General features: G+C 73.2%; 26 protein-coding genes and 3 pseudogenes. 17 read left to right on the top strand and 12 right to left on the bottom strand.

The annotated features are described in order from the left end of the window. The first annotated feature begins 32 nt into the window (after window positions 1-32). A complete protein-coding gene (locus QQG74_RS18250) occupies window positions 33-788 on the top strand; it encodes a class I SAM-dependent methyltransferase (RefSeq protein ID WP_341715972.1) in 756 nt (251 codons plus the stop codon). Window positions 789-901: 113 nt separating this feature from the next. On the opposite strand, the gene QQG74_RS18245 is transcribed toward QQG74_RS18250, so the two are convergent. Then, on the bottom strand, window positions 902-1,291 hold the full coding sequence (locus QQG74_RS18245; RefSeq protein WP_341715971.1) for an ankyrin repeat domain-containing protein: 390 nt from the start codon (window positions 1,289-1,291) through the stop codon (window positions 902-904). A gap of 265 nt (window positions 1,292-1,556) precedes the next feature. Here QQG74_RS18245 and QQG74_RS18240 point away from each other — a divergent pair, with 265 nt between their 5' ends. From QQG74_RS18240 to QQG74_RS18205, 8 genes are all read left to right on the top strand, one after another. Beyond that, window positions 1,557-2,018 carry a cysteine dioxygenase family protein gene (locus QQG74_RS18240; protein ID WP_341715970.1) on the top strand — a complete coding sequence of 154 codons (462 nt, stop codon included), beginning with the start codon at window positions 1,557-1,559 and terminating at the stop codon, window positions 2,016-2,018. 75 nt (window positions 2,019-2,093) lie between these two features. Further along, a complete protein-coding gene (locus QQG74_RS18235) occupies window positions 2,094-2,588 on the top strand; it encodes a rhodanese-like domain-containing protein (RefSeq protein WP_341715969.1) in 495 nt (164 codons plus the stop codon). Between the two features lie 44 nt (window positions 2,589-2,632). After that, window positions 2,633-3,241, top strand: coding sequence for a winged helix-turn-helix domain-containing protein (locus tag QQG74_RS18230; RefSeq protein ID WP_341715968.1), 609 nt, complete (start codon window positions 2,633-2,635; stop codon window positions 3,239-3,241). A gap of 377 nt (window positions 3,242-3,618) precedes the next feature. Next, window positions 3,619-4,227, top strand: coding sequence for a winged helix-turn-helix domain-containing protein (locus tag QQG74_RS18225; RefSeq protein ID WP_341715967.1), 609 nt, complete (start codon window positions 3,619-3,621; stop codon window positions 4,225-4,227). 45 nt (window positions 4,228-4,272) lie between these two features. Beyond that, window positions 4,273-4,914: a uridine kinase gene (locus QQG74_RS18220; RefSeq protein ID WP_341715966.1), complete on the top strand. Its 642-nt coding sequence runs from the start codon at window positions 4,273-4,275 to the stop codon at window positions 4,912-4,914. A gap of 121 nt (window positions 4,915-5,035) precedes the next feature. Further along, on the top strand, window positions 5,036-5,434 hold the full coding sequence (locus tag QQG74_RS18215) for a TraR/DksA C4-type zinc finger protein (RefSeq protein ID WP_341715965.1): 399 nt from the start codon (window positions 5,036-5,038) through the stop codon (window positions 5,432-5,434). A gap of 46 nt (window positions 5,435-5,480) precedes the next feature. Next, the gene (locus QQG74_RS18210) at window positions 5,481-6,356 is read left to right on the top strand and encodes a DUF72 domain-containing protein (protein ID WP_341715964.1); all 876 of its coding nucleotides are present in this window, start codon (window positions 5,481-5,483) and stop codon (window positions 6,354-6,356) included. A gap of 271 nt (window positions 6,357-6,627) precedes the next feature. Beyond that, on the top strand, window positions 6,628-7,056 hold the full coding sequence (locus QQG74_RS18205) for a DUF2267 domain-containing protein (protein ID WP_341715963.1): 429 nt from the start codon (window positions 6,628-6,630) through the stop codon (window positions 7,054-7,056). A 35-nt stretch (window positions 7,057-7,091) separates the two neighbouring features. Here QQG74_RS18205 and QQG74_RS18200 read toward each other — a convergent pair whose 3' ends face one another. Continuing rightward, the gene (locus tag QQG74_RS18200) at window positions 7,092-7,283 is read right to left on the bottom strand and encodes a hypothetical protein (protein WP_341715962.1); all 192 of its coding nucleotides are present in this window, start codon (window positions 7,281-7,283) and stop codon (window positions 7,092-7,094) included. A gap of 43 nt (window positions 7,284-7,326) precedes the next feature. On the opposite strand from QQG74_RS18200, the gene QQG74_RS18195 reads away from it, so the two are divergent. The 3 genes from QQG74_RS18195 (at window position 7,327) to QQG74_RS18185 (ending at window position 9,556) form a co-directional block, all read left to right on the top strand. Beyond that, window positions 7,327-7,809, top strand: coding sequence for a helix-turn-helix domain-containing protein (locus tag QQG74_RS18195; RefSeq protein WP_341715961.1), 483 nt, complete (start codon window positions 7,327-7,329; stop codon window positions 7,807-7,809). Between the two features lie 136 nt (window positions 7,810-7,945). Continuing rightward, window positions 7,946-8,251 carry a hypothetical protein gene (locus tag QQG74_RS18190; protein WP_341715960.1) on the top strand — a complete coding sequence of 102 codons (306 nt, stop codon included), beginning with the start codon at window positions 7,946-7,948 and terminating at the stop codon, window positions 8,249-8,251. Window positions 8,252-8,260: 9 nt separating this feature from the next. Next, window positions 8,261-9,556, top strand: coding sequence for a cupin domain-containing protein (locus tag QQG74_RS18185; protein WP_341715959.1), 1,296 nt, complete (start codon window positions 8,261-8,263; stop codon window positions 9,554-9,556). 9 nt (window positions 9,557-9,565) lie between these two features. Here QQG74_RS18185 and QQG74_RS18180 read toward each other — a convergent pair whose 3' ends face one another. From QQG74_RS18180 to QQG74_RS18160, 5 genes and pseudogenes are all read right to left on the bottom strand, one after another. Continuing rightward, entirely contained in the window at window positions 9,566-10,228 is a 663-nt protein-coding gene (locus tag QQG74_RS18180) for a hypothetical protein (RefSeq protein ID WP_341715958.1), read from the bottom strand. Continuing rightward, window positions 10,225-12,914: pseudogene (locus QQG74_RS18175) on the bottom strand (FtsK/SpoIIIE domain-containing protein). The gene QQG74_RS18180 and the pseudogene QQG74_RS18175 overlap by 4 nt, the downstream one beginning before the upstream one ends. Window positions 12,915-13,350: 436 nt before the next feature. Further along, window positions 13,351-14,187: pseudogene (locus QQG74_RS18170) on the bottom strand (hypothetical protein); the annotation flags it as partial. An 8-nt stretch (window positions 14,188-14,195) separates the two neighbouring features. Then, window positions 14,196-14,456, bottom strand: a complete 261-nt coding sequence (locus tag QQG74_RS18165) for a hypothetical protein (protein ID WP_111245968.1) — start codon at window positions 14,454-14,456, stop codon at window positions 14,196-14,198. A gap of 204 nt (window positions 14,457-14,660) precedes the next feature. Beyond that, window positions 14,661-15,038, bottom strand: a complete 378-nt coding sequence (locus tag QQG74_RS18160; RefSeq protein WP_341715957.1) for a hypothetical protein — start codon at window positions 15,036-15,038, stop codon at window positions 14,661-14,663. A 140-nt stretch (window positions 15,039-15,178) separates the two neighbouring features. Here QQG74_RS18160 and QQG74_RS18155 point away from each other — a divergent pair, with 140 nt between their 5' ends. The 3 genes from QQG74_RS18155 to QQG74_RS18145 are packed head-to-tail and all read left to right on the top strand — an operon-like array spanning window position 15,179 to window position 18,265. Next, window positions 15,179-17,734 (top strand): ATP-dependent Clp protease ATP-binding subunit, encoded by a 2,556-nt coding sequence (locus tag QQG74_RS18155; RefSeq protein ID WP_341715956.1) that lies wholly within the window; start codon window positions 15,179-15,181, stop codon window positions 17,732-17,734. 16 nt (window positions 17,735-17,750) lie between these two features. Next, a complete protein-coding gene (locus QQG74_RS18150; RefSeq protein ID WP_341715955.1) occupies window positions 17,751-17,915 on the top strand; it encodes a hypothetical protein in 165 nt (54 codons plus the stop codon). Then, window positions 17,915-18,265: a DUF3140 domain-containing protein gene (locus QQG74_RS18145; RefSeq protein WP_341715954.1), complete on the top strand. Its 351-nt coding sequence runs from the start codon at window positions 17,915-17,917 to the stop codon at window positions 18,263-18,265. The genes QQG74_RS18150 and QQG74_RS18145 overlap by 1 nt, the downstream gene beginning before the upstream one ends. A 115-nt stretch (window positions 18,266-18,380) precedes the next feature. Here QQG74_RS18145 and QQG74_RS18140 read toward each other — a convergent pair whose 3' ends face one another. From QQG74_RS18140 to QQG74_RS18130, 3 genes are all read right to left on the bottom strand, one after another. Beyond that, window positions 18,381-18,617 carry a hypothetical protein gene (locus QQG74_RS18140; RefSeq protein WP_341715953.1) on the bottom strand — a complete coding sequence of 79 codons (237 nt, stop codon included), beginning with the start codon at window positions 18,615-18,617 and terminating at the stop codon, window positions 18,381-18,383. Window positions 18,618-18,636: 19 nt separating this feature from the next. After that, on the bottom strand, window positions 18,637-19,635 hold the full coding sequence (locus QQG74_RS18135) for a LysR family transcriptional regulator (RefSeq protein WP_341715952.1): 999 nt from the start codon (window positions 19,633-19,635) through the stop codon (window positions 18,637-18,639). Window positions 19,636-19,710: 75 nt separating this feature from the next. After that, the gene (locus QQG74_RS18130; protein WP_341715951.1) at window positions 19,711-20,319 is read right to left on the bottom strand and encodes a hemerythrin domain-containing protein; all 609 of its coding nucleotides are present in this window, start codon (window positions 20,317-20,319) and stop codon (window positions 19,711-19,713) included. Window positions 20,320-20,477: 158 nt separating this feature from the next. Here QQG74_RS18130 and QQG74_RS18125 point away from each other — a divergent pair, with 158 nt between their 5' ends. Together QQG74_RS18125 and QQG74_RS18120 are read left to right on the top strand one after the other, a co-directional pair. Beyond that, a complete protein-coding gene (locus tag QQG74_RS18125) occupies window positions 20,478-21,806 on the top strand; it encodes a M20/M25/M40 family metallo-hydrolase (protein ID WP_341715950.1) in 1,329 nt (442 codons plus the stop codon). Between the two features lie 52 nt (window positions 21,807-21,858). Further along, window positions 21,859-22,512, top strand: coding sequence for a hypothetical protein (locus tag QQG74_RS18120; RefSeq protein WP_341715949.1), 654 nt, complete (start codon window positions 21,859-21,861; stop codon window positions 22,510-22,512). A 116-nt stretch (window positions 22,513-22,628) separates the two neighbouring features. Here QQG74_RS18120 and QQG74_RS18115 read toward each other — a convergent pair whose 3' ends face one another. Both QQG74_RS18115 and QQG74_RS18110 read right to left on the bottom strand, forming a co-directional pair. Continuing rightward, window positions 22,629-22,895 carry a hypothetical protein gene (locus QQG74_RS18115; RefSeq protein WP_341721481.1) on the bottom strand — a complete coding sequence of 89 codons (267 nt, stop codon included), beginning with the start codon at window positions 22,893-22,895 and terminating at the stop codon, window positions 22,629-22,631. A gap of 86 nt (window positions 22,896-22,981) precedes the next feature. Beyond that, window positions 22,982-23,281 (bottom strand): annotated as a pseudogene (locus QQG74_RS18110) (DUF1275 family protein); the annotation flags it as partial. Between the last annotated feature and the right edge of the window lie 41 nt (window positions 23,282-23,322).

Raw genomic sequence — 23,322 nt, 5'->3', positions numbered from 1 at the left:
CGCAGGGGTGCCGGCCGGACACGCTGGCGTCCGTGCCAGGAGAACCCAGCTTCGAGGATCTGATCGCCGAGGGGGCCGCCGCCCCGGTCGAGGGGTGGGCCTTCGACTGGCTCGCCGGGCGGGCCACCGAGGAGCGTCCACCCTGGGGTTACGCGCGGCTGGTCGCGGCGCGGATGGCGCGGGCCGCCGCCGCGTTGGACGTCGACACCGGCGGGGGAGAGGTGCTGGCCGAGGTACCCGACCCGCCCCGGCTGCTGGTCGCCACCGAGGCGTGGTTGCCGAACGTACCGGTGGCGCGGGCCAACCTGGCGCCGCTCGGGGCGAGCGTGGTGGCAGTGCGCGGCGACGCGCCGCTGCCGTTCCGCGACGCCGCCTTCGACCTGGTGGTCAGCCGGCATCCGGTGCGTACCGACTGGCCCGAGGTGGCGCGGGTGCTGCGCCCGGGCGGCACGTTCCTGTCCCAGCAGATCGGCCCGGGGACCGTACGCGAACTCAGCGAGGCGATCCTCGGTCCACTGCCGCCGCCCGAGCACCGCCATCCGGAGCACGCGGTGGCCGCCGCCCAGGCTGCCGGCCTGCGGGTGGTGGACCTGCGCGAGGCCACCCTGCGGACGGTCTTCTACGACATCGGGGCGGTGGTCTGGTTCCTGCGCAAGGTGATCTGGACGGTGCCCGGCTTCACCGTGGCGGCACACCGGCCCGCGCTGCGGCGCCTGCACGAACGGATCCGCGCGGAGGGCTCCTTCGTCGCGTACGCCCGACGCTTCCTGATCGAGGCCAGCGCGTAGTCGGCTTCCCGGCGAGCGGATAGGCGGCGCTACGGCGTCGGCCGCTCGCGGGCCGGCTCCGGTGTTAACAAGGGGCCCTTCCTCTACCGCAGGCGTTAAAAGGGGGCCCTTCCTTAACCCTGTAGGAGGGCGAGCATCTCGGGTAGGTCGAAGAACTCGGCGGTGGCTACTGCGGACGGGTTGCCGCCGTCGGGGTCGGCGCCGGCGTCGAGCAGTGCGCGTACCGCCTCGGCGTTCTTGCGGAACACGGCTGCGGCCAGCGCCGTCTGTCCCCGGTCGTTGGCGCGGGAGTGGTCGGCGCCCCGGTCGAGCAGCGCGCGGACCGTCTCCGGATGGGCGTGGTAGGCCGCCAGGATCAGCAGGCTGTCCCCCTTCTGGTTGGTCAGGTTGACCGGCAGCCCCGCGTCGACGTACCCGGCGAGTTCCGTGGTCGCGCCGTCGCGCGCCAGGTCGAACATCCGGTGCGCGAATTCCAGGGTTTCGGCGTCGAGTTCCTCGCTCACCGGTCCAGGTTAGTCGGCGCCCTGGCACCGCCCGCGACCGCCGGTCGATCCGATGATCTTCGTCGCCCGTCGCCCGTCGCCCGTCGCCCGTCGCCCGTCGCCCGTCGCCCGTCGCCCGTCGCCCGTCGCCCGTCGCCCGTCGCCCGTCGGGCCGGGGCGCGTCGCGATCACCTGTGTCTCAGATCGTAGGATTGCCTACTAAACCTATAGGGTTTACCTTCTAAGCTGATCGGGACGTACCGCCGACGACCGCCGTGAGGACCTGATGCCTGCCGTATCCGCCACCGAATCGGACCTGCTCGCCGTCGCCCGGCGCTGGGCCGCCGATCCCGCGAGCTGGCCGGTGCCGCTGCGCTTCGACCCCACCAGCCGCTGGTACGCCCGGCTGGCGGCGCACGACGACCACGAGGTGTGGGCGTTGAGCTGGTTGCCCGGCCAGGGCACCGACCTGCACGACCACGGTGGCTCCGCCGGTGCCTTCCTGGTCGCCGCGGGTGTCCTCACCGAGGAGACGGTCAGCGGTGGCCGGTTGCGTCCGCACCTGCTCGCTGCGGGCTCCGGCCGCCGGTTCGGCCCACGGCACGTGCACGTGGTGACCAACCGGCAGGCCGAGCCGGCGGTCAGCGTGCACGTCTACCGTCCGGCCCTGCGCCGGATGACCCGCTACCACCTGGCCGAGGGCCGGCTGCTGGTCGCCGAGGTGGCCGAGGCCGGCGTGGCATGGTGATCTCCGTGCGGCCCACCTCGCCCCGCCGCCGAGCCTTCGACGCGCAAAGATGATCTTTCCTGGAAGGAACCCCTGATGTCGCAGACCGAACCGGCCGACCTCCGCTGTCCGCCACCGGTGCCACCCCCGGGCTCGCGGGGCATCGACGAGATCCTGGCCGCCGCCCGGGCCCGGATCGACCGACTCGACCCGGAGCAGGCGCACCTGGCGTACCGGGGTGGCGCGCTGCTTGTCGACATCCGGCCGGCCGCGCAGCGGGCCGCGCACGGCACCGTGCCGGGGTCGCTGCTGATCGAGCGCAACGTGCTGGAGTGGCGGCTCGACCCGCGATGTCCGGCCCGGCTGCCCGAGGCGGTCGGCTACGACCTGCCCGTGGTGGTCATCTGCCAGGAGGGTTACACCTCGTCGTTGGCCGCCGCCTCGTTGCAGGATCTCGGGCTGTACCGGGCCACCGACGTGATCGGCGGTTTCGCCGCGTGGCGGATCGCCGGCCTGCCCGTACTCGGTCCCACCCCGCTGTCCCGCCCCATCCTCGCGCCCCCGGCGACCGCCGGTCGGGCGTCCCGCTGAACCGCCCCGCCCACCCGGCGTGGCGGTAGTCCCAGGAGGCCACCATGTCCGTCGTCGCCATCAGTCCGCGTCAGCACCCGCCCGGCCGCCCCGACCGGGTCTGGTTGACCCGGCCGCGCACCGGACCGACCCTGACCATCACGGTCGATCTCGCCGCAGGGCCGGTGAGTCCGCGTCTGCGGCGTCTGATGGAGGTGCTTAGCGAGTTGGCCGAGTCGGGCGAGGGCCGGCTGTCCCACGACGGCTGGGTCTTTCCCGAGGACGTCGGGGAGCGGGCCGCCACTGCGGACGTCGGGGAGCGGGCCGCCACTGCGGCGGGTCCGGGCGCGGGCCAGCGGACCGGCCCGGCGGACCCGAACGCCGTCCGCATCCTCACCGGGCCGCGCGTCGTGCAGCAGGGCGACCGGACCATCCAGTTGACCCGCATCGAGTACGACCTGCTGCTCTTCCTCGCCGAGCGACCGCGTCGGGTCTTCACCCGGGTCCAGCTGCTCAACTCGGTCTGGGGTTACGACCACGCGGTGGCGCGCACCGTGGACGTGCACGTCCGCCGGTTGCGCGCCAAGCTCGGCGCCGACACGCCGATCCTGACCACCGTGCACGGTGTCGGGTACCGCCTCGCCGACGAGGCCCGGGTGACGATCGAGCCGTGAGGCGAGCGGCGAGCGTGGCGCGGCGCATCCGGGTCCGGGTGTGCCGCGTCCGTCCGGTGCGCTGCCCGGGGAAAGGGGAGCCCGGGAGAACAATTCGGCGCGGCCACCCGAGAGGTGAAGTGGCGGCCACCCGAGAGGTGAAGTGGCGGCCACCCGAGAGGTGAATCCGCCGGGGACCCCCCCGTAACAGATCAAGTGGGCGGCTCTGCTGTAATCAACATGGCTCGTACGCAGAGCGAGCAGTTGGCTGCGAAGTGTCGGTCAATTGTCACATTCATGCAACGCAGCCGCCTCTTGACCCTCGCACGGACGCCGGGAAGCATCGATAAAACGGCGTCCCGGGGCCGTGGGGAAACCCGGACCAGCCAAGGAGGACCATGTCGGTCAGCCCCGCTTCGTCGCGCGCCGGATGGCATACGTCCCAACCCGTGGTCCCTGGTCGGCCTCCGGGCGGTCAACGCCGCCCCACAAGTACGGCGGCTCCGGTGCTCACCGTGACCCTCTCCATCCCGCTGGCCTGTGAGGAGTCGCTGACTCCGGCCGCCCGCCGGCTGCTGGAGGCGGCCCGGGAGATGATCGAGCACGGTGAGGGCATGGTCAGCACCGTCGGCCCGGTGGTGCCCGAGCGTCGCACCGACAGCGTCCCGGCCGGACGGTCGGCACGGCATCTCGCCCCGACCATTCCCAGCCTGCACATCCTGGCCTCCTCCCGGTCCGTGCTGCGCGACGGCGAGCCGCTGCCGCTGACCCGGCTGGAGTTCGACCTGCTGCTGCACCTGGTGGCGCATCCCCGACGGGTGTTCACCCGGCTCCAGTTGCTCAACGCGGTCTGGGGCTACGAGCACGCGGGCGTGCGTACGGTGGACGTGCACGTGCGCCGGCTGCGCGGCAAGGTCGGTGTGGACGTCCCGCTGGTCACCACCGTCTACGGCGTCGGATACCGACTGGCCGACGACGCCCGGGTCACCCTCGACCGCACCGGCTGACCGGTCCGGCTGGGCGCCCGACCGCCGGCCGGGCACGATTGTCGGATGCGCGTGCGCCCCATCTCACCGCAGCGACTCGTGGCCGAATTGGCCGAACGGCTCGCCGACGCCGTACCGGCCGGGCGGCTGCGGGTCGGCATCGACGGCGCGCCGGCCGCACGTCCGGGCGAGTTGGCCGCCGCACTTGTGGACCCGCTGCGCGCGTTGAGCCGCCCGGTGCTGCACGTCCGGGCCGAGGACTTCCTCCGGCCCGCCTCCGTCCGGCTGGAACGGGGCCGGCACAATCCGGACGCGTACTACGAGAGCTGGGTCGACGAGGCCGGCCTGCGTCGGGAGGTACTGGATCCGGCGGGGCCGGCGGGGACCGGCCGGCTGCTGCCCTCGCTCTGGGACGCCGCAGCGGATCGGGCCACCCGGGCCGGGTACGTCGAGCTGCCGCCCGGCGGCGTGGTCCTGGTCAGCGGCGCGTTCCTGCTCGGCGGCGGCCTGCCCTTCGACCGCACCGTGCACCTGGAGATGTCGGCCGGCGCGCTGCGCCGCCGCAGCGCCGCCGAGCAGGCGTGGACGCTGCCGGCGTTCGCCCGGTACGCCGACGAGGTCGCCCCCGCCAGCTTCGCCGACCTGGTGGTCCGGGTCGACGACCCGCGTCGTCCGGCGATCGTGGAATCCGCCGCCGACCCGGTTTGACCTGCCGTCGCGGGGGGTATTCGCGGGGCTCACAGCGCCCGGCTGATCAGGTCTGGGCGGTATCGCCGGGTGGGTGCGTCCCGCCCGGGCTGACGAATAGGCCGAGGAAAGGCAGGCAGCGATGCTCGTCCACGACACAATCGGCACGGGCCGGTCCCAGGCGGAGACCGACCGGATCCGGCTCTCCTTGCAGGCCCGCTACGCCGAGCTGTCCGAGGAGTACGAGCAGGCGGTGCAGCAGAGCCAGGTGCTGCGGCTGGTCGAGGTCGGCGACACCGCCGGCGACGACCAGGCCGACAGCGGCACCAAGACCGCCGAGCGGGACACCGCGCAGTCCCTGCTCCGCACCATCCTCGACCGGCGCGCCCAGTACGAGCACGCCCTGACCCGACTCGACGAGGGCACCTACGGCTACTGCGAGGGATGCTCGGCGCCGATCCCGGTGGAGCGGCTGGAGATCTTCCCCGCGGCGACCGCCTGTGTGACGTGCAAGCAGACCCGGGAGCGGCGGGCGGCCTGAGCCTCGGCAGGTTGCCGGTCGGTCCGGGACGCGGTGGACTGCACCCATGGGCGAGATCAGGGTGGGTACCGCCTCCTGGACCGACCGGACGCTGCTGGACTCGGGCTGGTATCCCGGCAAAGCTGACACGCCGGAGAAGCGGCTGGCCTACTACGCGCGGCAGTTCCCGCTGGTCGAGGTGGATGCCACCTACTACTCGCCGCCGGCCGAGCGTACCGCCCGGTTGTGGGCCGAGCGTACGCCGGCCGAGTTCACCTTCAACGTGAAGGCGTTCAGCCTGCTCACCGGTCACCCCACCAAGGTCAGCTCGCTCTACAAGGAGCTTCGACCGCAGACCGACAAGCGCAACGTCTACCCGGCCGACCTGCCGCCGCAGGCGTACGAGGAGGTCTGGAGCCGGTTCCTCAGCGCACTGGACCCGCTGGTCGAGGCGGACAAGCTCGGTGCGCTGCTGTTCCAGTTCCCGCCCTGGTTCACCATCCGCCGCGACAACAAGCAGTACCTGCTGGAGGTGGCCGGGCGGTGCGCGCCGCTACGGCCGGTCTTCGAGTTCCGGCACGCCTCCTGGTTCGACGGGGACAACGCCGAGGAGACCCTCGACTTCCTGCGTCAGCACCGGTTGTCGTACGTCAGCGTGGACATGCCGCAGGGGCACCGCTCGTCGATCCCACCGGTGCTGGCCGCCACCTCGGACCTGGCGGTCGTCCGCTTCCACGGCCACAGTGACAAGTGGACCAGCCGCGACATCCACCAGAAGTTCGGCTACCGCTACTCCGACCGTGAGCTGCGCGACTGGGCGCCCAAGCTGCGCGAACTCGCCGACCAGACGGCACAGACCCACGTGCTGTTCAACAACTGCTACCGCGACTACGCCCAACGCAACGCCAAGCAACTCCAGGAACTTCTCCCGGAGACCGCCTGATCCCGCGCCGTTGTTCACCCGGTGCGGGTGAGGACGGCTCACCCTCGCCGTGCCGACCATGGTGGGGACGACCGACGGAGGTGGATGGCGATGACGGTGCTACCGCACCGGCGACCGGACGGGGTGCTGCGCGTCATCGGGGCGGCCGACCGGTCCAGGCGCGCGTCACGCCTCGGCCGGGGCGGCCCGATCAGGCCACGACGCGGTCCGGTGGGCCCGCCCCGGCGGCCCGACGACCGACGGTGGGAGACCGACCTACGGGGGTGGACAGATGGCTGAGCAGTTCCAGTCGGCGGTGGAGTCCTCGGTGGACAAAACCAACCTGATTCTCAAGGACATCGAGCAGGCGTACGGGTGGCCGAAGGCGCAACGCAACCAGTCGTACGCGGCCCTGCGCACCGTGCTGCACCTGCTGCGGGACCGGATGCCGGTGCAGGAGAGCGTGGAGTTCTCGGCCCAGTTGCCGTTGTTGGTGCGGGGCATCTACTTCGACGGCTGGCAGCCGCAGAACGTGCCGATCAAGCTCAACCGGGACGACTTCCTGTACGAGGTACGCCAGGGCTTCCCGTACGACGTCGAGGGCGGCCCGCAGCGGGTGGTGCAGGTGGTGCTGGACACCCTGCGCCGGCACATCACCCAGGGCGAGTGGGACGACGTGCGGGCCAACATGCCCGGCGATCTCGCGCAGGTCATGCCCTGACCGACCGGTCCGACCAGCCGGCGTGTCGCACCGGCCTACCAGAGGTCGAAGTGGAACACCTCGAACGAGGTGCCGTAGCGCACGCCCGGCCGGTCGGCCCCGGATCCGGCACCGGCGTGGCCCCGGCCGTCGCTCCAGGCGGCCACCAGCGCCGGTACGGCCTTCCTGGCCGCCGCCGCCCTGGCCGGGCTTGCCACGGTCCGGCTGCCCGGTCGCCGTCGAAGCATCTGATGGTAGATTGCAACCAGCTCGACGGTGAGGAGTTGGTAGGTGGAGCCGGCGCGTTCGGGTTGCCCGATCAATGCCGCCGTCGAGGCGTTCGGCGACAGCTGGAGCCTGCTGGTGCTGCGCGACGTGATGTTCGGCAATCGGCGCTACTTCCGGGAACTGCTGGCCGGCTCCGAGGAGGGGATCGCCTCCAACATCCTGGCTGACCGGCTCCGGCGGCTTGTCGCTGCCGGCCTGTTGACCCGACAGGACGCGGGGCCGGGCCGGCGGGCCGCCTACAGCCTGACCGAGGCGTCGATTCACCTGGTGCCGGTCTTCGCCCAACTGGGGCAGTGGGGTCTGCGGCACCGCCGCACCACCCGACAACTGCGGGTGCGGGCGGAACTGCTCGCGGCCGGCGGGCCCGAGCTGTGGCACGAGTTGATGGCCGAACTGCGCGCCGTGCACCTCGGCGCGCCGGTGCCGCGACGGGACGGGACGAGCGTGCTGGACCGCCTGGCCGAGGCGTACGCCGCCGCGTCGTGACCCGAACGCCCCGTGTCGGCCGGAGCGGACGTTTACGGTGGTGTGCAGTGTGGTTAGAGAAGATCGCGCGGGGGTACCACGCGCGACACGACGCACCCCACCGACGGCGGGGGCGGGGCCATCCGAGGGAGCACGAATGCCACTCAACGACGACGACATTCAGCGCACCAGCGGCGGCGGCTTGGAGGGTCCGGCCGATGGCGGCGCGACCCCGGGTCAGCACGACGGTGGTGCGGACGGTAGTGCCGAGGGTCCGGCGGACGGCGGCGCGACCCCGGGTCAGCACGACGGTGGTGCGGACGGTAGTGCCGAGGGTCCGGCCGATGGCGGCGCGACCCCGGGTCAGCACGACGGTGGTGCGGACGGTAGTGCCGAGGGTCCGGCCGATGGCGGCGCGACCCCCGGCCAGCACGACGGCGGTGCCGACGGCGCGGCGCGATAGCGGATCACCATGACGCAACTCGACCCGCCGGGCGGCCAGGGCCGCCCGGCGGTCTGCGCTCCGGCCGGGCCACCACCATCGGCCGTCGCGGCGCTGGCCCGCTGTGTCAGCGTGGAACCGGCAAAGTTCGCCGCCGCCCACTGGGGACAGACCCCACTGCTGTCCCGCGCCGCCGAGCTGCCCAACCCGGCCGGCTTCATCGACCTGCTCAGCCCCGCCGACGCCGACGAACTGCTGAGCCGGCGGGGTCTGCGTACCCCCTTCCTGCGGGTGGCCAAGGACGGCCAGCTGGTGCCGGCGGCGCGGTACACCGGCGGCGGTGGCGCGGGCGCCGAGATCGGCGACCAGGTCCTCGACGAGAAGATCCTCGAGTTGTACGCCGGCGGCGCCACCCTCGTCCTCCAGGGCCTGCACCGCACCTGGCCGGCGCTCATCGACTTCACCCGTGAGCTGGGTCTGGCCGTCGGTCAGCCGTTGCAGGTGAACGCCTACCTGACCCCGCCCGGCAGCCAGGGTTTCGCCACCCACTACGACACCCACGACGTCTTCGTGCTCCAGGTGGACGGCCGCAAGCACTGGCGGATCCACCCACCGGTGCTGCCCGACCCGCTGGAACGCCAGCCCTGGGGCGGCCGGGCCGACGAGGTCACGGCCAGCGCGCAGGGTGCGCCCGCCCTGGACGTGGTCCTCGAACCGGGCGACGCGCTCTACCTGCCGCGCGGCTGGCTGCACAGCGCCCAGGCGCAGCAGGACAGCTCGCTGCACCTGACCGTCGGCATCCGCGCCCTCACCCGGTACGCGCTGGTGGAGGAGCTGCTCGCGCTGGCCACGGAGGACCGGCGGCTGCGGGCCACCCTGCCGTTCGGCACCGACCTGGCCGACCCGGACGCCATCGAACCGGAGCTGACCGAGACCGTCGAGGCACTGCGGGACTGGCTGCTGCGGGCCGATCCGGCGGCGGTGGCGGCCCGGCTGCGGCAGCGGGCCTGGCCGGCATCGCGTCCGGCACCGATCCGTCCGCTGGCCCAGGCCGCCGCGCTCGCCGCGCTTGGCGTCGACAGCCACGTCACCGTCCGTCCCGGGCTGCGCTGGCAGCTCACCGGCGACGGCGACCGGATCACCCTGCGCCTGTTCGACCGCACACTGACCCTGCCCGCCGACTGCGAGCCCGCGCTGCGCGCCCTGCTCACCGGCGAGGTCACCCGGGTCGGCGACCTTCCCGCCCTCGACACCGACGCCGACCGCCTCACCCTCACCCGCCGCCTGCTCCGGGAAGCCGTGCTCACCCCCGAGCGCGCCGGCTGACGCGCGGATTCAGGCGGTCACCAGGAGCAGGAGAGTGGTCACCAGACCGGCGGTGGCCACCACGATCACCGGACGCGGGCTCAGCACGGCGTGCCGGCGGTCGGCGATCAGGCGCGCCGGGATCAGACCCAGCACCGGGCCGAGCAGCGTCACCACCAGGGCCAGCACCGGCAGGCCCACCGCCAGCTCACCGTCGGCCCGCGCGGCCAGCGCCCGGAAACCGGCGCCCAGCGCGTACGCCAGCACCGCCCCGCCCACCCCGCAGAGGGCCAGCAGCGGGTTCACCCCGCTGGGCAGCTCACCCGGCTGCCGGGCGCGGCGCAGCAGGTCGCGTGCACCCTCCAGCAGCGGCTCCGGGTCGCCGGTGGCGTCCGCTCGGGGGGCCGGTGGCGTGCCCGCCCGCCGCCCGCCGCCACCGAGCCGGACGTTCAGCTCCTGCCACAGCACCGCCACCTCGGCATCCACCCGCTCCTGCGCCTCGCGGGCCGCGACCAGCTCCCGTTCGGCCCGGTTGACCTCGTCGGCCGACTCGGCCACGGCCCGATCGGCCGCCGCGCACTGCTGCTCGTGCCAGGCGTACGCCTCCTCCCGCTGCTGGCGTACCCGCGCCGTCAGCTCGGCCAGTCGCCGGAGCTGGGCCGCGTACGTCTCGCTGGTCACCGGTTCGTTCATCGGGACGGTCCGTACGGGATGATGGTCTGCCCGGTGCGGTGTACCGCCCGGTCGAAGAAGAGGCCCCGCCACGGGCGGGGATACCAGTCCGGGCCGCTGGTGCCCGGATACAGCGAGCCGCTCAGCTCCCCGCCGTGGGTGTCGAGCGCCACCCAGGCGCCGATCTGATCGGTGCGGGCCCCGGCGCCGCCCAGGTCGGCGCGCATCCGGGCCACGCCGCGCCACCAGGCCAGCACGTGGGTGCGGCGCTCCGGGCCGTCGTGCATGATCCGGCGCAGGTGCTCCAGACCGCTGGCCCGTCCGACCCGGGCGGCCAACGCGCCGGCCGCCGCGTCGACGGCGAAGAGCAGCAGGTAGTGCGGTGCGCCGGTGGCACCCGGCCCGCCGAGACCGTCGGCCGTCTCGGCCATCAGCTCGGTGACGCTCTCCTCGTCGTACCAGGCGGCGTCGTCGGCGAGATCCTCGTAGAGCGCGCGGGCCGCCGGGTCGGCGTCCGGATCCAGGCAGGCGATGGAGAACCGGGCGCTGCCGGGACGGTGCTGCCGGGCCAGCGAGCGGGCGGCGGCGTCCAGCACCGCGCACGCCTCGTCGACCCGGGTGCCCAGCACGGCCAGGTTGCGCCCGGGGGCCCGGGGCAGCCGCAGCGCCGCCGACCGGGCCTGCACGTCGATGATCTCGCCGAGCAGGGCGACCGGGCCGCGTGGCGTACCCATCTCCGGTGCTTGCAGCGCCCGGAAGTCCGGCGCGTCGGCCAGCCGGGGGATCGCGTCGCCATCGAAGAGCCGGGCCGGTGCCGCCTCGGCCGGCCGCATCCGCCACAGTCGGTGTTGCAGCTCGCTCCAGGTCTCCCAGTCGCTGGCCGAGGGGATCCGGGCCACCTGGTTACCTTCCGGCAGCCCCGACTCGGCGTTGACCACGGCGTGGTACTTCGGCAGCGACTGGGCGGCGTCGTTGCGTTCGGCGAGGATCCGCAGCGCCTTGGGCAGCGCTATCCGGAGGGTGAACTGGGCGACAAGCGCCGGCCGTCCCCACAGCGCCTCGATGCCGCGGACGTCCTGCGAGGCCAGCACCAGGTGGATGCCCTGCGACCGGCCCCGGCGGGCCAGGTCCTCCAACAGGTCGGCGGCCTCCCGGGCCACCGCGTCCCGGCCGGCGAGCAGCATCTGGAACTCGTCCACCACCGCCACGATCCGCGGCCAGTGCCCGGTCGGGTCCACCGCGCGCAGCTCGGCCAGCTTGGTGACCTCGTGTTTCTTTGCCGCGTCGGCGCGGCGGCGCAGCTCCTCGGCGAGGAAACGCAGCAACGCCAGCCCGAACTCGCGGTCGGTGTTGACGTTGATGCCGACCAACCGCATCTGCGGCAGCCAGCTCGGATCCCGGCGTCCCTTGGCGAACCGGGCGAAGGACACCCCCTCCTTGAAGTCCAACAGGTAGAACTCCAGCTCGGCGGGGGAGTAACGGGCGGCGAGCGCGCCGATCCAGGCGAAGATCAAATTGGTCTTGCCGGTCCCGGAGGGGCCGCCGATCAGCGCGTGCGGCGGATAGTCACCGAGCGTCAACAGCACCGGTCGGCCCTGCGGTCCCTCACCGATCGGCGCGGTCAGGCCGGTGGCCGAGTCCTCCCGCCACATCTGCTCCGGCGGCGGCAGCAGATCGGTGAACGGGGTCGGTGCCGGTCCGGCGCTGACCACCGAGGCGATCTGGCGGCAGGTCTCGGTCACCAGCGCGGCCGGCGGCGGGGGGTCGAGGCGTACCGGCAGGGTGCCGACGTCGGCGCCGTCGGTGGTCACCACCACCCGGGTCACCGTCGAATCGTCCGGCAGCGGCACCCCCCGCACGATCAGGTGTACGCCGCACGCGGCACCGGCACGGACCACCCGGTCCAGCTGGCCGCGCTCGTGCCGGGACAGCTCCTCCCCGCCGAGCAGCACCGCAACCCGCCACGGCTCCGGTCGGCGACCGGTCGCGGCGGCCAGTTCCCGCAGCGAGGCGTGCTCGCCGGCCAGCACGGTCTCGTTGATCCGGCGGATCTGCTCCACCAGGTCGTCGAGCAGCCGGCCCAGGCCGCCGGGGCCGACGAAGGTGAGCAGCCCGGCCGTGCCCAGCGGGGCGAACCCGGCCAACCCGCCGCCCAGCTGCTCCGGGTCGTAGCCGACCAGGCGTACGCTGCCCGGCGCCGCGCGGCCCAGGCTGCGCAGCAGCAACGCGGAAACCAGCGCCGCGCAGCCCGCCGGGTCGCCGTCGAGTGCCACGTGGCCACCGTCGAGCAGCGCCACCAGCGCCGGCACCGGTTCGACGCCGCCGTCCGGTCGCCTCTGCTCCGGCAGTCGCAGCGTGCCGACCCGGGCCAGGCCCGGCGGTTCGGCCCGCTCGGCGGGGTGGGCCGCCACGTAGACCAGTCCGCCGAACCCGCGCCGGGCGCCTCCCGCAGCGCGGCCTCGGCGGCCCGCCGGGTCAGCTCCGCCAGCCGCGCCGAGTGCCCGGTTTCGATCTCGGTCAGCCGCCGGTCCCGTTCCGCACCCACCCGCTGCGGTACGCCGGCAGCCGCCCGCCGTACCCGTACCGCCCGCTCCCGCGCGGCGGCCAGCGTGGTCTGCGCCGTGGCCGACCGGGTGCGGGCTGCGCCGAGCGCCTCGGCAAGCAGTTCCCGGACCCGGGCGACCAGCTGGTTACGCCGGTCAGCCATCGATCCCGTGCCCCGGCCGGCCGGTGCTTGCGCTGTTGGGTCCGGGGCGCGACGGCGCTGAGCCACCGGTGCTGCGCGGTCCGCCGCCGGTGCGCGGGACGGGCCCGCCGGTGGTGGGTGACGGGCCGCCGGTGCGTGGGACGGGCCCGGCGGTGGGTGATGGGCCGCTGGTGCGTGGGACGGGCCCGGCGGTGGGTGATGGGCCGCTGGTGCGTGGGACGGGCCCGGCGGTGGGTGATGGGCCGCTGGTGCGTGGGACGGGCCCGGCGGTGTGTGGTGACGGGCCGGTGCGCGGCAGCGGGCCGGCACCCTGGCGCGCACTCCCGGCGCTGTGCCGCGACCCGCCGGCGGCCGAGCGAGGTGCGCCGTTGGGGGTGTTAACAGGGGGCCCCTTTACCGCATCAGGCGTTAAAAGGGGGCCCTTCCTTTCATCTGACGGGAGGTCGCGGCCGAGGCGGTCGAGCAGGACGCCGGTGAGGACGCCGGCCGTCACCGCCGGGTCGGCGGCGTGCGGCTGCGCCCCGTCCTCGCGGCGCGGCGGGGGCATCCGGCACACCCGGGTCAGCAGCGTGTCCAGTACCGGAGCGGGCAGGCCGGGGAGTAGGTCCCGCACCCGGCCGTCCAGCTCGCGATGCAGCCGGGCCAGGTCGTCGCCGCGCGGCGGATGTCCGAGCAACTCTGCGGCCAGGTCGCGCAGCAGCGGCGGGGCCACCGCGGCCAGCCCCATGCCGACGTCGGCGTGTGCCCCGCGCAGGTCGCGGTGCAGCCGGTCGCGGTCGCCGGATCGGACCCCGCGTACCACCCGGTGCAGCAGCTCACGGGAGTCGGTGATCCGCTCGTCGGGCTCCTCCGGCGGGCCTTCCCGGCCGCCGGTCAGCTCCGCCACCCGCACCGACCACCAGCGGCGCAACCGCACCTCGCCCGCGGGCTCCGGTGCCACCGCCACGGGCTCGTCGCCCCGGGGCGCGTCGTGCCCGGGCCGGTCTGTCGGCCCACCGGCCGGCGGCGGCGCGCCGTCGGGGGCCAGCCCGATCGCGGCGAGGTACGCGGTCAACTGCTCCTGGGCGACGCGCAGCGCGTACCCGGCCGTCTCGGCATGCTCGGTGGCGGCGGAGAGCTCCGGCACGCCCATCGGGTTGGCCGACTCCTGGCGTACCCAGCGCAGCCGTTCGGTGGCCAGCCCGAACTTCTCCAGCGCCTGCGCCAGCAGGCCCAGCGGCAGCTCCTCGGCGGCGGCACGGACCTGCGCACCGACATCCTCGACGATGGACACGCCCGCCCCTACAGCGTCGCGACGTACTGCTGAGCCTGCTCGATCGCGACGAGTGTCGCGGCGAGGCACTCCTCCAGTTCCTGGCTGGCCTGGGTCAATGACGCCTGGGCCGCCTCGACGGTGGCGTGACCGCTGCCCTCCAGCGCGCCGGCGAGCGTCTGCTGCGCCTCGGCCAGCTTCTCGCCGGCGGCCTGCACGGCGCTCTGGCCGTCACCGATCTGCTGAAGTGCGACATCGATGGCTGCCTTGAGCTCGGCGACGCTCGCCACGCGGAACCTCCTGGGGGCGGGGAGGACTCCATTAGAGCCTATGCCGGTCCGGGGAAGAACATGTGCCCTGTCAGTGTTCCTGCCCTGCTGACCGGTTGTCGACCACCCGCGCCACGAGTCCGATTCGTGGGACTCGTGGCGAGTGGATCACCGTGCGCCACCGGGCCGGTCGGACCTGCCCCCGGCTTCGGGTGGCTTTGCTGGTCAGCCGCGCAGCCAACGCGGTCCGTACACCTCGGCACCGAGCGCGGTGACCCGGTCCCGCAGCGCCCGGTCCGCGGTGACCACCAGCCGGCGTCGGTCGCCGGCCCCGGCGACCAGGTCCACCACCGCGTCGTCGCCGGAACCGGCGGCGGCCACCACCCGTACCCCGTCGACCCCGGGCACCTCCCGGGCGGCGCCCTCGACCACAAGCACCACCTCGACCGGCGGAGACAGGTCCGGCGGGACGCCGAGCCCACCCAGCGGTGCGAGCGTGTCGCGCAGCCGGGCGGTGGCCCCGGCGCGGTCACGCCACCAGCCGTCCGGCCGGGACCCGACCACGTTTGCGGCGTCCACGATGAGCAGCGGAGTCCGGTTCATCCGCCCACCCTGCCACCCGGCCGGCTGACCCGCTCGACCGCCGCGCCGACGCCGGGCCGGCGTCCGAGCGGTCGCGTTTGTCCGGGCGGGGGCCGGGTAGCCCGTGCCGACCGTCTCGCGCCCGACCGCGGAGGACAGAGATGATTGGACCCGGCGACTTCGGCTCGGACCCGTGGGACGAGTTCCTGGCCCGGTACTTCGGCCGGGGCGAGGGCGGGCGGCGGCCCGCGCACCGGGTCGACATCACCCGGCTGATGACCGCCGACGCCCGGGAGATGCTGGCCGACGCCGCGCGCCGGGCGGCCCAGAAGAAGAGCAACGATCTGGACACCGACCATCTGCTCTGGGCGGCGTTGCAGCGCGAGCCCCTACGCGATTTGGTACGCCGGGCCGGTGCCGACCCGGAGACCCTGATCAACGCGCTCGGCGGGCGGGGGGACGGTGCGCCGCAGGGTGAGGTGCCGCCGAACCTGTCGCTGACCCCGGCGGCCAAGCGGGCGCTGCTCGACGCCCACCAGTTGTCCCGGGCGATGGGGGCGAACTACATCGGCCCCGAGCACATCCTGATGGCGCTCCCGCTCAACCCCGAGTCGCCGGCCGGCCGGATGCTCGCCGCCGGCCGGATCCAGCCCGAGTCGTTGCAGGCCGCCAACGCCGAGCGCGGTCCGACGAACGGACCGCGGCCGGACCGGGGTACGCCCACCCTGGACCAGTACGGCCAGGACCTCACCGATCTGGCCCGCAACGACCAGATCGACCCGGTGATCGGGCGCGCCGACGAGATCGAGCAGGCGGTGGAGATCCTCTCCCGGCGGACCAAGAACAACCCGGTGCTGATCGGAGAGGCCGGGGTCGGCAAGACTGCGATCGTGGAGGGCCTGGCCGAGCGGATCTGCGACGGCGACGTACCGCAGACCCTGCTCGGCAAGCGGGTGGTCCAGCTCGACCTGGCCGGGCTGGTCGCCGGTACGCGCTACCGGGGCGACTTCGAGGAACGGCTGAAGAAGGTGATCGACGAGATCCGGGCGCACCGGGACGAGCTGATCATCTTCCTGGACGAGATCCACACCCTGGTCGGCGCGGGCGGTGCGGGCAGCGAGGGCGGGATGGACGCTTCCAACATGCTCAAACCGGCGCTGGCCCGGGGCGAGCTGCGGGTCATCGGCGCGACCACGCTTGACGAGTACCGGCGCAGCATCGAGAAGGACGCCGCGCTGGCCCGACGGTTCCAGTCGGTGTTCGTGCCCGAGCCGTCCGTCGAGGACACCGTGGCCATCCTGCGCGGACTGCGGGACCGCTACGAGGCGCACCACCAGGTGCGGTTCAGCGACGAGGCGCTTGTCGCCGCCGCCGAGTTGTCCGACCGGTATGTCACCGACCGTTACCTGCCGGACAAGGCGATCGACCTGATCGACCAGGCCGGTGCCCGGGTGCGGCTGCGTACCCGTACGCCGGCCGCCGACGTGCGCGATCTGGAGCAGCAGCTCGACGAGGTACGCCGAGACAAGGAGCAGGCGGTCTCCGACGAGCAGTACGAACGCGCCTCCACGCTGCGCGACCGGGTGGCCGAACTGGAGCAGCAGGTCCAGCGGGCCCGGGGCGAGGACGGCGGTGGCAGCCAGGTGCCCGAGGTGGGGCCGGACGAGATCGCCGAGGTGGTCTCCCGGGCCACGGGTATCCCGGCCAGTCAGCTCACCGAGGAGGAACGGGACCGGCTGCTGCGCCTGGAGGGGCACCTGCACGAGAAGGTGATCGGGCAGGACGACGCGGTAAACGCGGTGGCCGAGGCGGTGCGCCGGTCCCGCACCGGGCTGGCCGACCCGAACCGCCCGATGGGCAGCTTCCTGTTCCTCGGCCCCACCGGGGTCGGCAAGACCGAGCTGGCCCGTGCCCTGGCGGAGGCGCTGTTCGGCGAGGCCGACCGGATGGTCCGGGTGGACATGAGCGAGTTCCAGGAGCGGCACACGGTCAGTCGGCTGGTCGGCGCGCCACCCGGCTACGTCGGCTACGAGGAGGCGGGCCAGTTGACCGAGGCGGTGCGCCGCCGCCCGTACGCGGTGGTGCTGTTGGACGAGATCGAGAAGGCCCACCCCGACGTGTTCAACATCCTGTTGCAGGTGCTCGACGACGGGCGGCTCACCGACAGCCAGGGCCGTACGGTCAACTTCAAGAACACCGTACTGATCATGACGAGCAACCTCGGTTCGGAGCTGATCACCGGCAGTCAGCGGGCGGTCGGTTTCGGTGCCGGCGAGCCGGGCAGCAGCCAGGAGAGCGACGAGCTGCGGGACCGGCTGATGCGCCGGTTGCAGGAGAACTTCCGCCCGGAGTTCCTCAACCGGATCGACGAGGTGATCATCTTCCGTCGGCTGGAGGCCGAGCAGCTGCGTCAGATCACCGGGCTGCTGCTGGAGGAGACCCGTCGCCGGCTGCACGCCCAGGACATCGAGGTGGAGTTCACCACCGCCGGGGTGAACTGGATCGCCGAGCACGGCTACCAGCCGGAGTACGGTGCGCGACCGCTGCGCCGGGTCATCCAGCGGGAGGTGGACAACCACCTCTCCCGGATGCTGCTGGAACAGCAACTGTCACCGGGCCAGCGGGTCACCGTCGACGGCCGGGACGGGCGGCTCGCCTTCGACGTGGCGGCCGGCACGCGCGGCTACACCGCCGCCACGACCTCGCATCCCCGCTGAGGCGGAAAGGTAGGCGATGACCGAACCGGAAGAGAGCCGCGACGACGAGCTGACCGAACCGATCCTGGCCCCGCCGACGGCGAACCCCCGGCGGGTGCAGGTGCCGGAGGAGGGCCTGGACGGGCAGATCGACCAGGGGCACCCGGAACCGTCCGGATCGCCCCCGACAGAGGAGGCTTGATGGTACGCCAGCAGCGACTCGATCCCGAGGTGGAGGTGCTCTGGGAGGACTTCCACGCCGAGGTCAACGTGCCGTCCGAGCAGTTGCGGCAGTGGTTGCTGACCCGCGGCTCCGGTGTGGAGGCGTTCGGCCCGGACCCGGATCTGAACCTGCCCGAGCCGGGCCGGCAGATCCTGGCCGTGCTGCGCAAGCGCAAGGTCGACCTGACGCCCGAGGACATCGAGGTGATGCGGGACGCGGTCGAGCGGATCCGGTCGCTGACCGCCGCCAGACCCGCTCGGGGCACCGCCGACGACGAGTGGCGGCACTCCCTGCTCGACCTGGGCCACGACATCCTGATCGAACGCTAACCCCCACCCACCCACCCACCCACTTCGATCCTCTTGATCATGAGGTTGGCGGCAGTAGTTGATCTTCAAACTGCCGCTAACCTCATGATCAACGAGGCGGACGTGGGCTGGTGGACTACTCGGTTTCCAGGCTGGCGATGGTCAGGCCGGCGGCATCCGCGGCGGCCTGCCGGTCGGCGCGGGTCTGCTCCTCACGGGTGATCAGGTTGGCGTACTCGGTCAGGTCGGCCGGGTCGGGCACCTCCGGCAGCCGGCGCAGGAATGCTTCCACCTCCCGGACGGCGGCGGTGTGCCGGGCGGCCGCCTCGCGCAGCACCTCGCGGTCGTCGGCGGCGGGATAGAGGTCGGTCATGGGCGCCACATACCCGCCGTCACGCGGTTCGCACCCCGGGGTCGATCGCGGTGGTCAGCGGTCGCCGCAACCCGAACGCCGGGTTGCGCAGCAGCCAGGCCAGGTACGCCGGATGCGGCGCGAGGGCGTCGGTGTACGCGGCCAGCGCCGTCTCCAACACCAGGTCGGCCATCCGGGCGGCGGGGGACTCCGGGTGCCAGCCCAGCATCAGCCGCCAGCGCAGCGGGGTGCCGGCCAGCCGGCGGGTCACCAGGCCGGCCACCGGCCGGAAGGTGGCCTGGCACAACGCCACCGCCGCACCGGCGTCCACCAGGTCGAAGCAGGCACGTACGTCGGCCTCGTACACCTTGCGGGGGGTGAAGCCGGCCCGTGCGCAGGCGGCGGCGAAGCAGTCGCCGAAGCAGCCGTCTCCCGGTGCCGCCACCCACTGCTCGTGCCGCAGGTCGGTCAGGGCCACCTCGTCCCGGGCGGCCAGCGGATGCGTCTCCGGCAGCAGCACCATCACCGGATCGACGGCGACCTCCCGCCAGCTCAGGCCGTAGTCGGCCGAGGGGGTCGAGTCGCCGCAGACGCCGGTCAGCGCGTAGTCCAGCCGGCCGGTGGCGACCAACTGGACCAGGTCGTCGACCGACCAGGAGGCGTGCGTGGTGATCTGGGCCGCCGGCTGCTCGGCGGCGAGCCGGTGCACCAACCGGCCCAGGATCGGGCTGTTCACCCCGCCGAACCGGTAGCGGCGGGGTGCGTCGCCCGCGCCGGCCAGCCGGGCCGCCTCGTCCTGGAGACCCTTCATCGCCGGCAGCAGCACCCGGGCGCGGGCCAGCACCAGTTCACCGAGGGCGGTGGGACGGGCCCCCCGGCGGTCCCGTTCGAACAGCGGCCCGCCCAGGGTCCGTTCGATGCGCTGGAGCTGGGCGGTCAGCGCCGGCTGGGCCAGGCCGAGCGTCGAGGCCGCCTTGGTCACGCTCCCCGTCTCCGCGATGGCGCAGACCACCCGCAGGTGGCGCAACTCCAGATTCATAGCGTGACGGTAGGACGACGGATCGATTGACGGAAGGGTCCGTACGGATCAACGCCCAGGAACGTGGCGTGGCCCTCAGCGCTGCGGTGGCTGGTCCAGCTCGTCCAGCTCGCTCAGCTGGGTGTGTCGTCCGGTGATCGCGTCGCGGAACTTGTCGAGCACGGCGACCGCCGGCTCGACTATCCGGTTCCAGGGCGGGGTGTGCGGCACGCCCGGGTGCGGGCGGGTCGGCGCGGCCTCCTCGGCGATCTCCAACCGGTTTCCGAGCCGGATCAGCTCCTCCTCGCTGGCGTTGGCGCAGAGCCGCTGCACCAGCGCGTCGACCGCCACCACGTGCGCCTCGACCAGCTGGGCCACCATGGCGAGGCGGTCGTCGGTGAGCCCGCGCAGCGCCATGAGCAGGGCGGCGTCACCGGCCAGCACGTCACTCACCGGCCCGTCGGCGTCGGTGAGGGCCTGCCGGATGGCGGGTAGCAGGTACTGCTCCTCGGCGGAGAGGTGCCGGGACAGCGCGGCGACCAGGATCTCCCGGCCGTGCTCCGGGTCCGGGCCGGGCTCGACCAGCCGCCGGGTCAGCCCCAGCAGCTGCCGGTGCTCCTCGGCGATGGTGTCAGCGATGCTGCGCCCGGCGGGCTGGTAGCCGTCGCCGGGGGTGGGGGGAAGCGGCGGCAGGTGGACGGACATGGTCCCTCCTCGGCGGACGGGCGCAGCGACGATGATCTCGCGGGCGAAAGCGACGATGATATGGCACCGGGACGCCGCGCGCAGTACCCGCACCGCCGCGCGCCGAAACGGTGTGCTGGCGTGCCCGCCTCGAAACCGTGAGCTGGTATGAAGGGGCGATGACGAGCGACGCCCACTCCGCCTTTCCCGCGCCGACCGACGAAGTCGTCGAGCTCTGCCGGGACCTGCTGCGTATCGACACCACGAACACCGGCGAGAACGCCACCAGCGCGGGGGAACGCCGCGCCGCGGAGTACGTCGCGGAGAAGCTCGCCGAGGTCGGCATCGAGCCGGTGCTGCACGAGTCCGCACCCGGGCGGGCCAACGTGGTCGCCCGGATTCCCGGCACCGAACCGAGCCGGGGTGCGCTGCTGGTGCACGGGCACCTGGACGTGGTGCCGGCCGACCCCGACGAGTGGTCGGTGCACCCCTTCTCCGGTGAGCTGCGCGACGGCTACCTGTGGGGCCGGGGCGCCATCGACATGAAGGACTTCGACGCGATGGTCCTCGCGGTGGTGCGGCACTGGCAGCGCACCGGCGTCCGCCCGCAGCGCGACATCGTGTTGGCGTACACCGCCGACGAGGAGGCGGGCAGCGAGTACGGCGCACACTTCCTGACCACCCGGCACCGGGAGCTCTTCGACGGGTGCACCGAGGGCATCGGTGAGGTCGGCGGCTTCTCGTACACGGTCGACGAGTCACGGCGGCTCTACCTGATCGAGACCGCGCAGAAGGGCATCGACTGGCTGCGGCTGCACGCCAAGGGGCGGCCCGGGCACGGCTCGATGGTGCACGACGACAACGCCGTCACCGCACTGGCCGAGGCGGTGGCCCGGGTCGGGCGGCACCGCTTCCCGGTGGTGGTCACCGACACGGTGCGGGCCTTTCTCGAAGAGGTCTCCGAGGTGCTCGGCATCGAGCTCGATCCGGAGGACCCGGAGACCGCGATCGCCAAGCTCGGCCCGATCGCCAACATCATCGGCGCGACCATCCGCAACACCGCGAACCCGACCCGGCTCGCCGCCGGCTACAAGGACAACGTGATTCCCGGCCGGGCCAGCGCCACGATCGACTGCCGCAGCCTGCCCGGCCAGTCCGAGCTGCTGGAGCGGCAGCTGCGTGAGCTGGTCGGTCCGGACATCGCGATCGAGTACGTCCAGCGCCAGCCGGCGCTGGAGACCACCTTCGACGGTGACCTGGTCGAGGCGATGTCCGCCGCGCTGCGGGCCGAGGATCCGGGGGCACGGCCGGTGCCGTACATGCTCTCCGGCGGCACCGACGCCAAGGCGTTCGCGCGGCTCGGCGTGCGCTGTTTCGGGTTCGCGCCGCTGCGGCTGCCGCCCGACCTGAACTTCTCGGCCCTGTTCCACGGCATCGACGAGCGGGTTCCGGTGGACGGACTACAGTTCGGCGTGCGGGTTCTCGACCGGTTCCTGCGTACCTGCTGACCCGCGCCCGGGAACGGGCGCGGCACCTCGCAACGTGAAGGGAACGCCTCATATGACCGACCAGCACGGTGAGCTGGACGCCGCCCTCGAGCGCGTGATCGAAGCGGCCCGCCACCATCTGGCCGCGGTCCGCGCCGCGCAGGGCCGGATCGACGACGACGACGTCTGGCAGGCGTACGTGGCGTTGAACAACGCGTCGTTCGCCTACGACGAGCAGCTCATGGACGCCTTCGGCGAGGTCACGCCGTGGGACGTCGAGTCGATCGACCCGGACGAGGCCGACCGGCGGTTCGGCGCCGACGAGGGGATCGAGCCCAGCGACCCGCACCCGCAGGTGATCTCGGTGCGTCAGCGGCGCGACTACCGGGTGCCCAGCGTCTCCGCGCTGATCCGGGTCGCCGACGCGGCCCGCCGGGAGGGGCTGCCGGCCGACGAGGAGGCGCCGCCGGTGGAGGGCGTCGGCGAGGCGGTGCTGGAGCTGCTCCAGAGCGGCGACGGCTCGCTCGGTGCGCTCGACGTGCCGGAGCTGGAGCCGCTCGACGGCGTGGTGATGGTCAGCGAGGTCGGCACCCCGGTCGACCTGGAGTCCTTCGACGACGACGATCCGGTGGGTCCGTTCCAGCCGGCGGCCGACGACCGGCTGGTCGGTCGGCTCGACGAGCACCCGTTCGTGGAACTCGACGACGAGCCCGACCACGTGCACTAGGCACCCGTTCGCCCGCCGCGCCGGGCCTCGTCACACCATTTTCGTGGCGGGTCCGGCGGGTGGGTGGGCGCAGACCGCTCGACCGGTCACGCGGGCCGTCGGCGCCACGGCCCACCTCACGATGCCGGCGTCGAGCGGCGCTTCAGCAGGGCGAGCAGGAAGAGCAGCACGACCAGCGCCCAGGTGATCAGGTAGGTGACGATCGGCCGCTGCTGGGTCGCGGCACCGACGTATCCACCGACCGCATAGCTGGCCAGACACAGCAACCCGATCCCGGCGATCTTGCCAGCCGGACCGGCGTCGCCCCGTTCGAAGACCCAGTCGGCGAAGCCCCGGGTGGTACGCAGCACCGTGCCGGTCTGGAACGACGTCGCGGTCTGCACGCCGAAGGTACGGGTGACCAGGCGCCGAGGATGCCGACCGGGAAGGCGCACAGGGCGGTCAGGAACGTTCGTTCGGTCAACGAGTCCCGACCCGAGTCGAGTGACCGGTCGACCAGGCCCCAGACGACGAGCAGCACCAGCAGCGCGATCAGTTCCAGTCCGGGCGGGGTCAACGGGCCGACCCGGGGCACCTTCCGGAACCCGGCACCGAGCAGGCCACCAAGGCCGAACGCGACGAGCGAGGCCAGCGCGGATGGCCACGCCGGCAGGTGGCCGGCCAGCCCCATACCGACGAATGCCACGTTTCCGGTCTGGATGCCGACAAAGACCTTGTAGCGCAGAAACGCAAAGGCGTCGACAACGCCGGCCAGGCCCGTGGCCAGCATCAGGGCGAACAATGGGTACCGGAAGTCGAATTGGGTGCGCT

The organism is Micromonospora sp. FIMYZ51 (assembly GCF_038246755.1).
GTDB lineage: Bacteria > Actinomycetota > Actinomycetes > Mycobacteriales > Micromonosporaceae > Micromonospora.
Note: the sequence above shows the minus strand (reverse complement) of the source record. Positions and strands in the feature narration are given on the sequence as shown.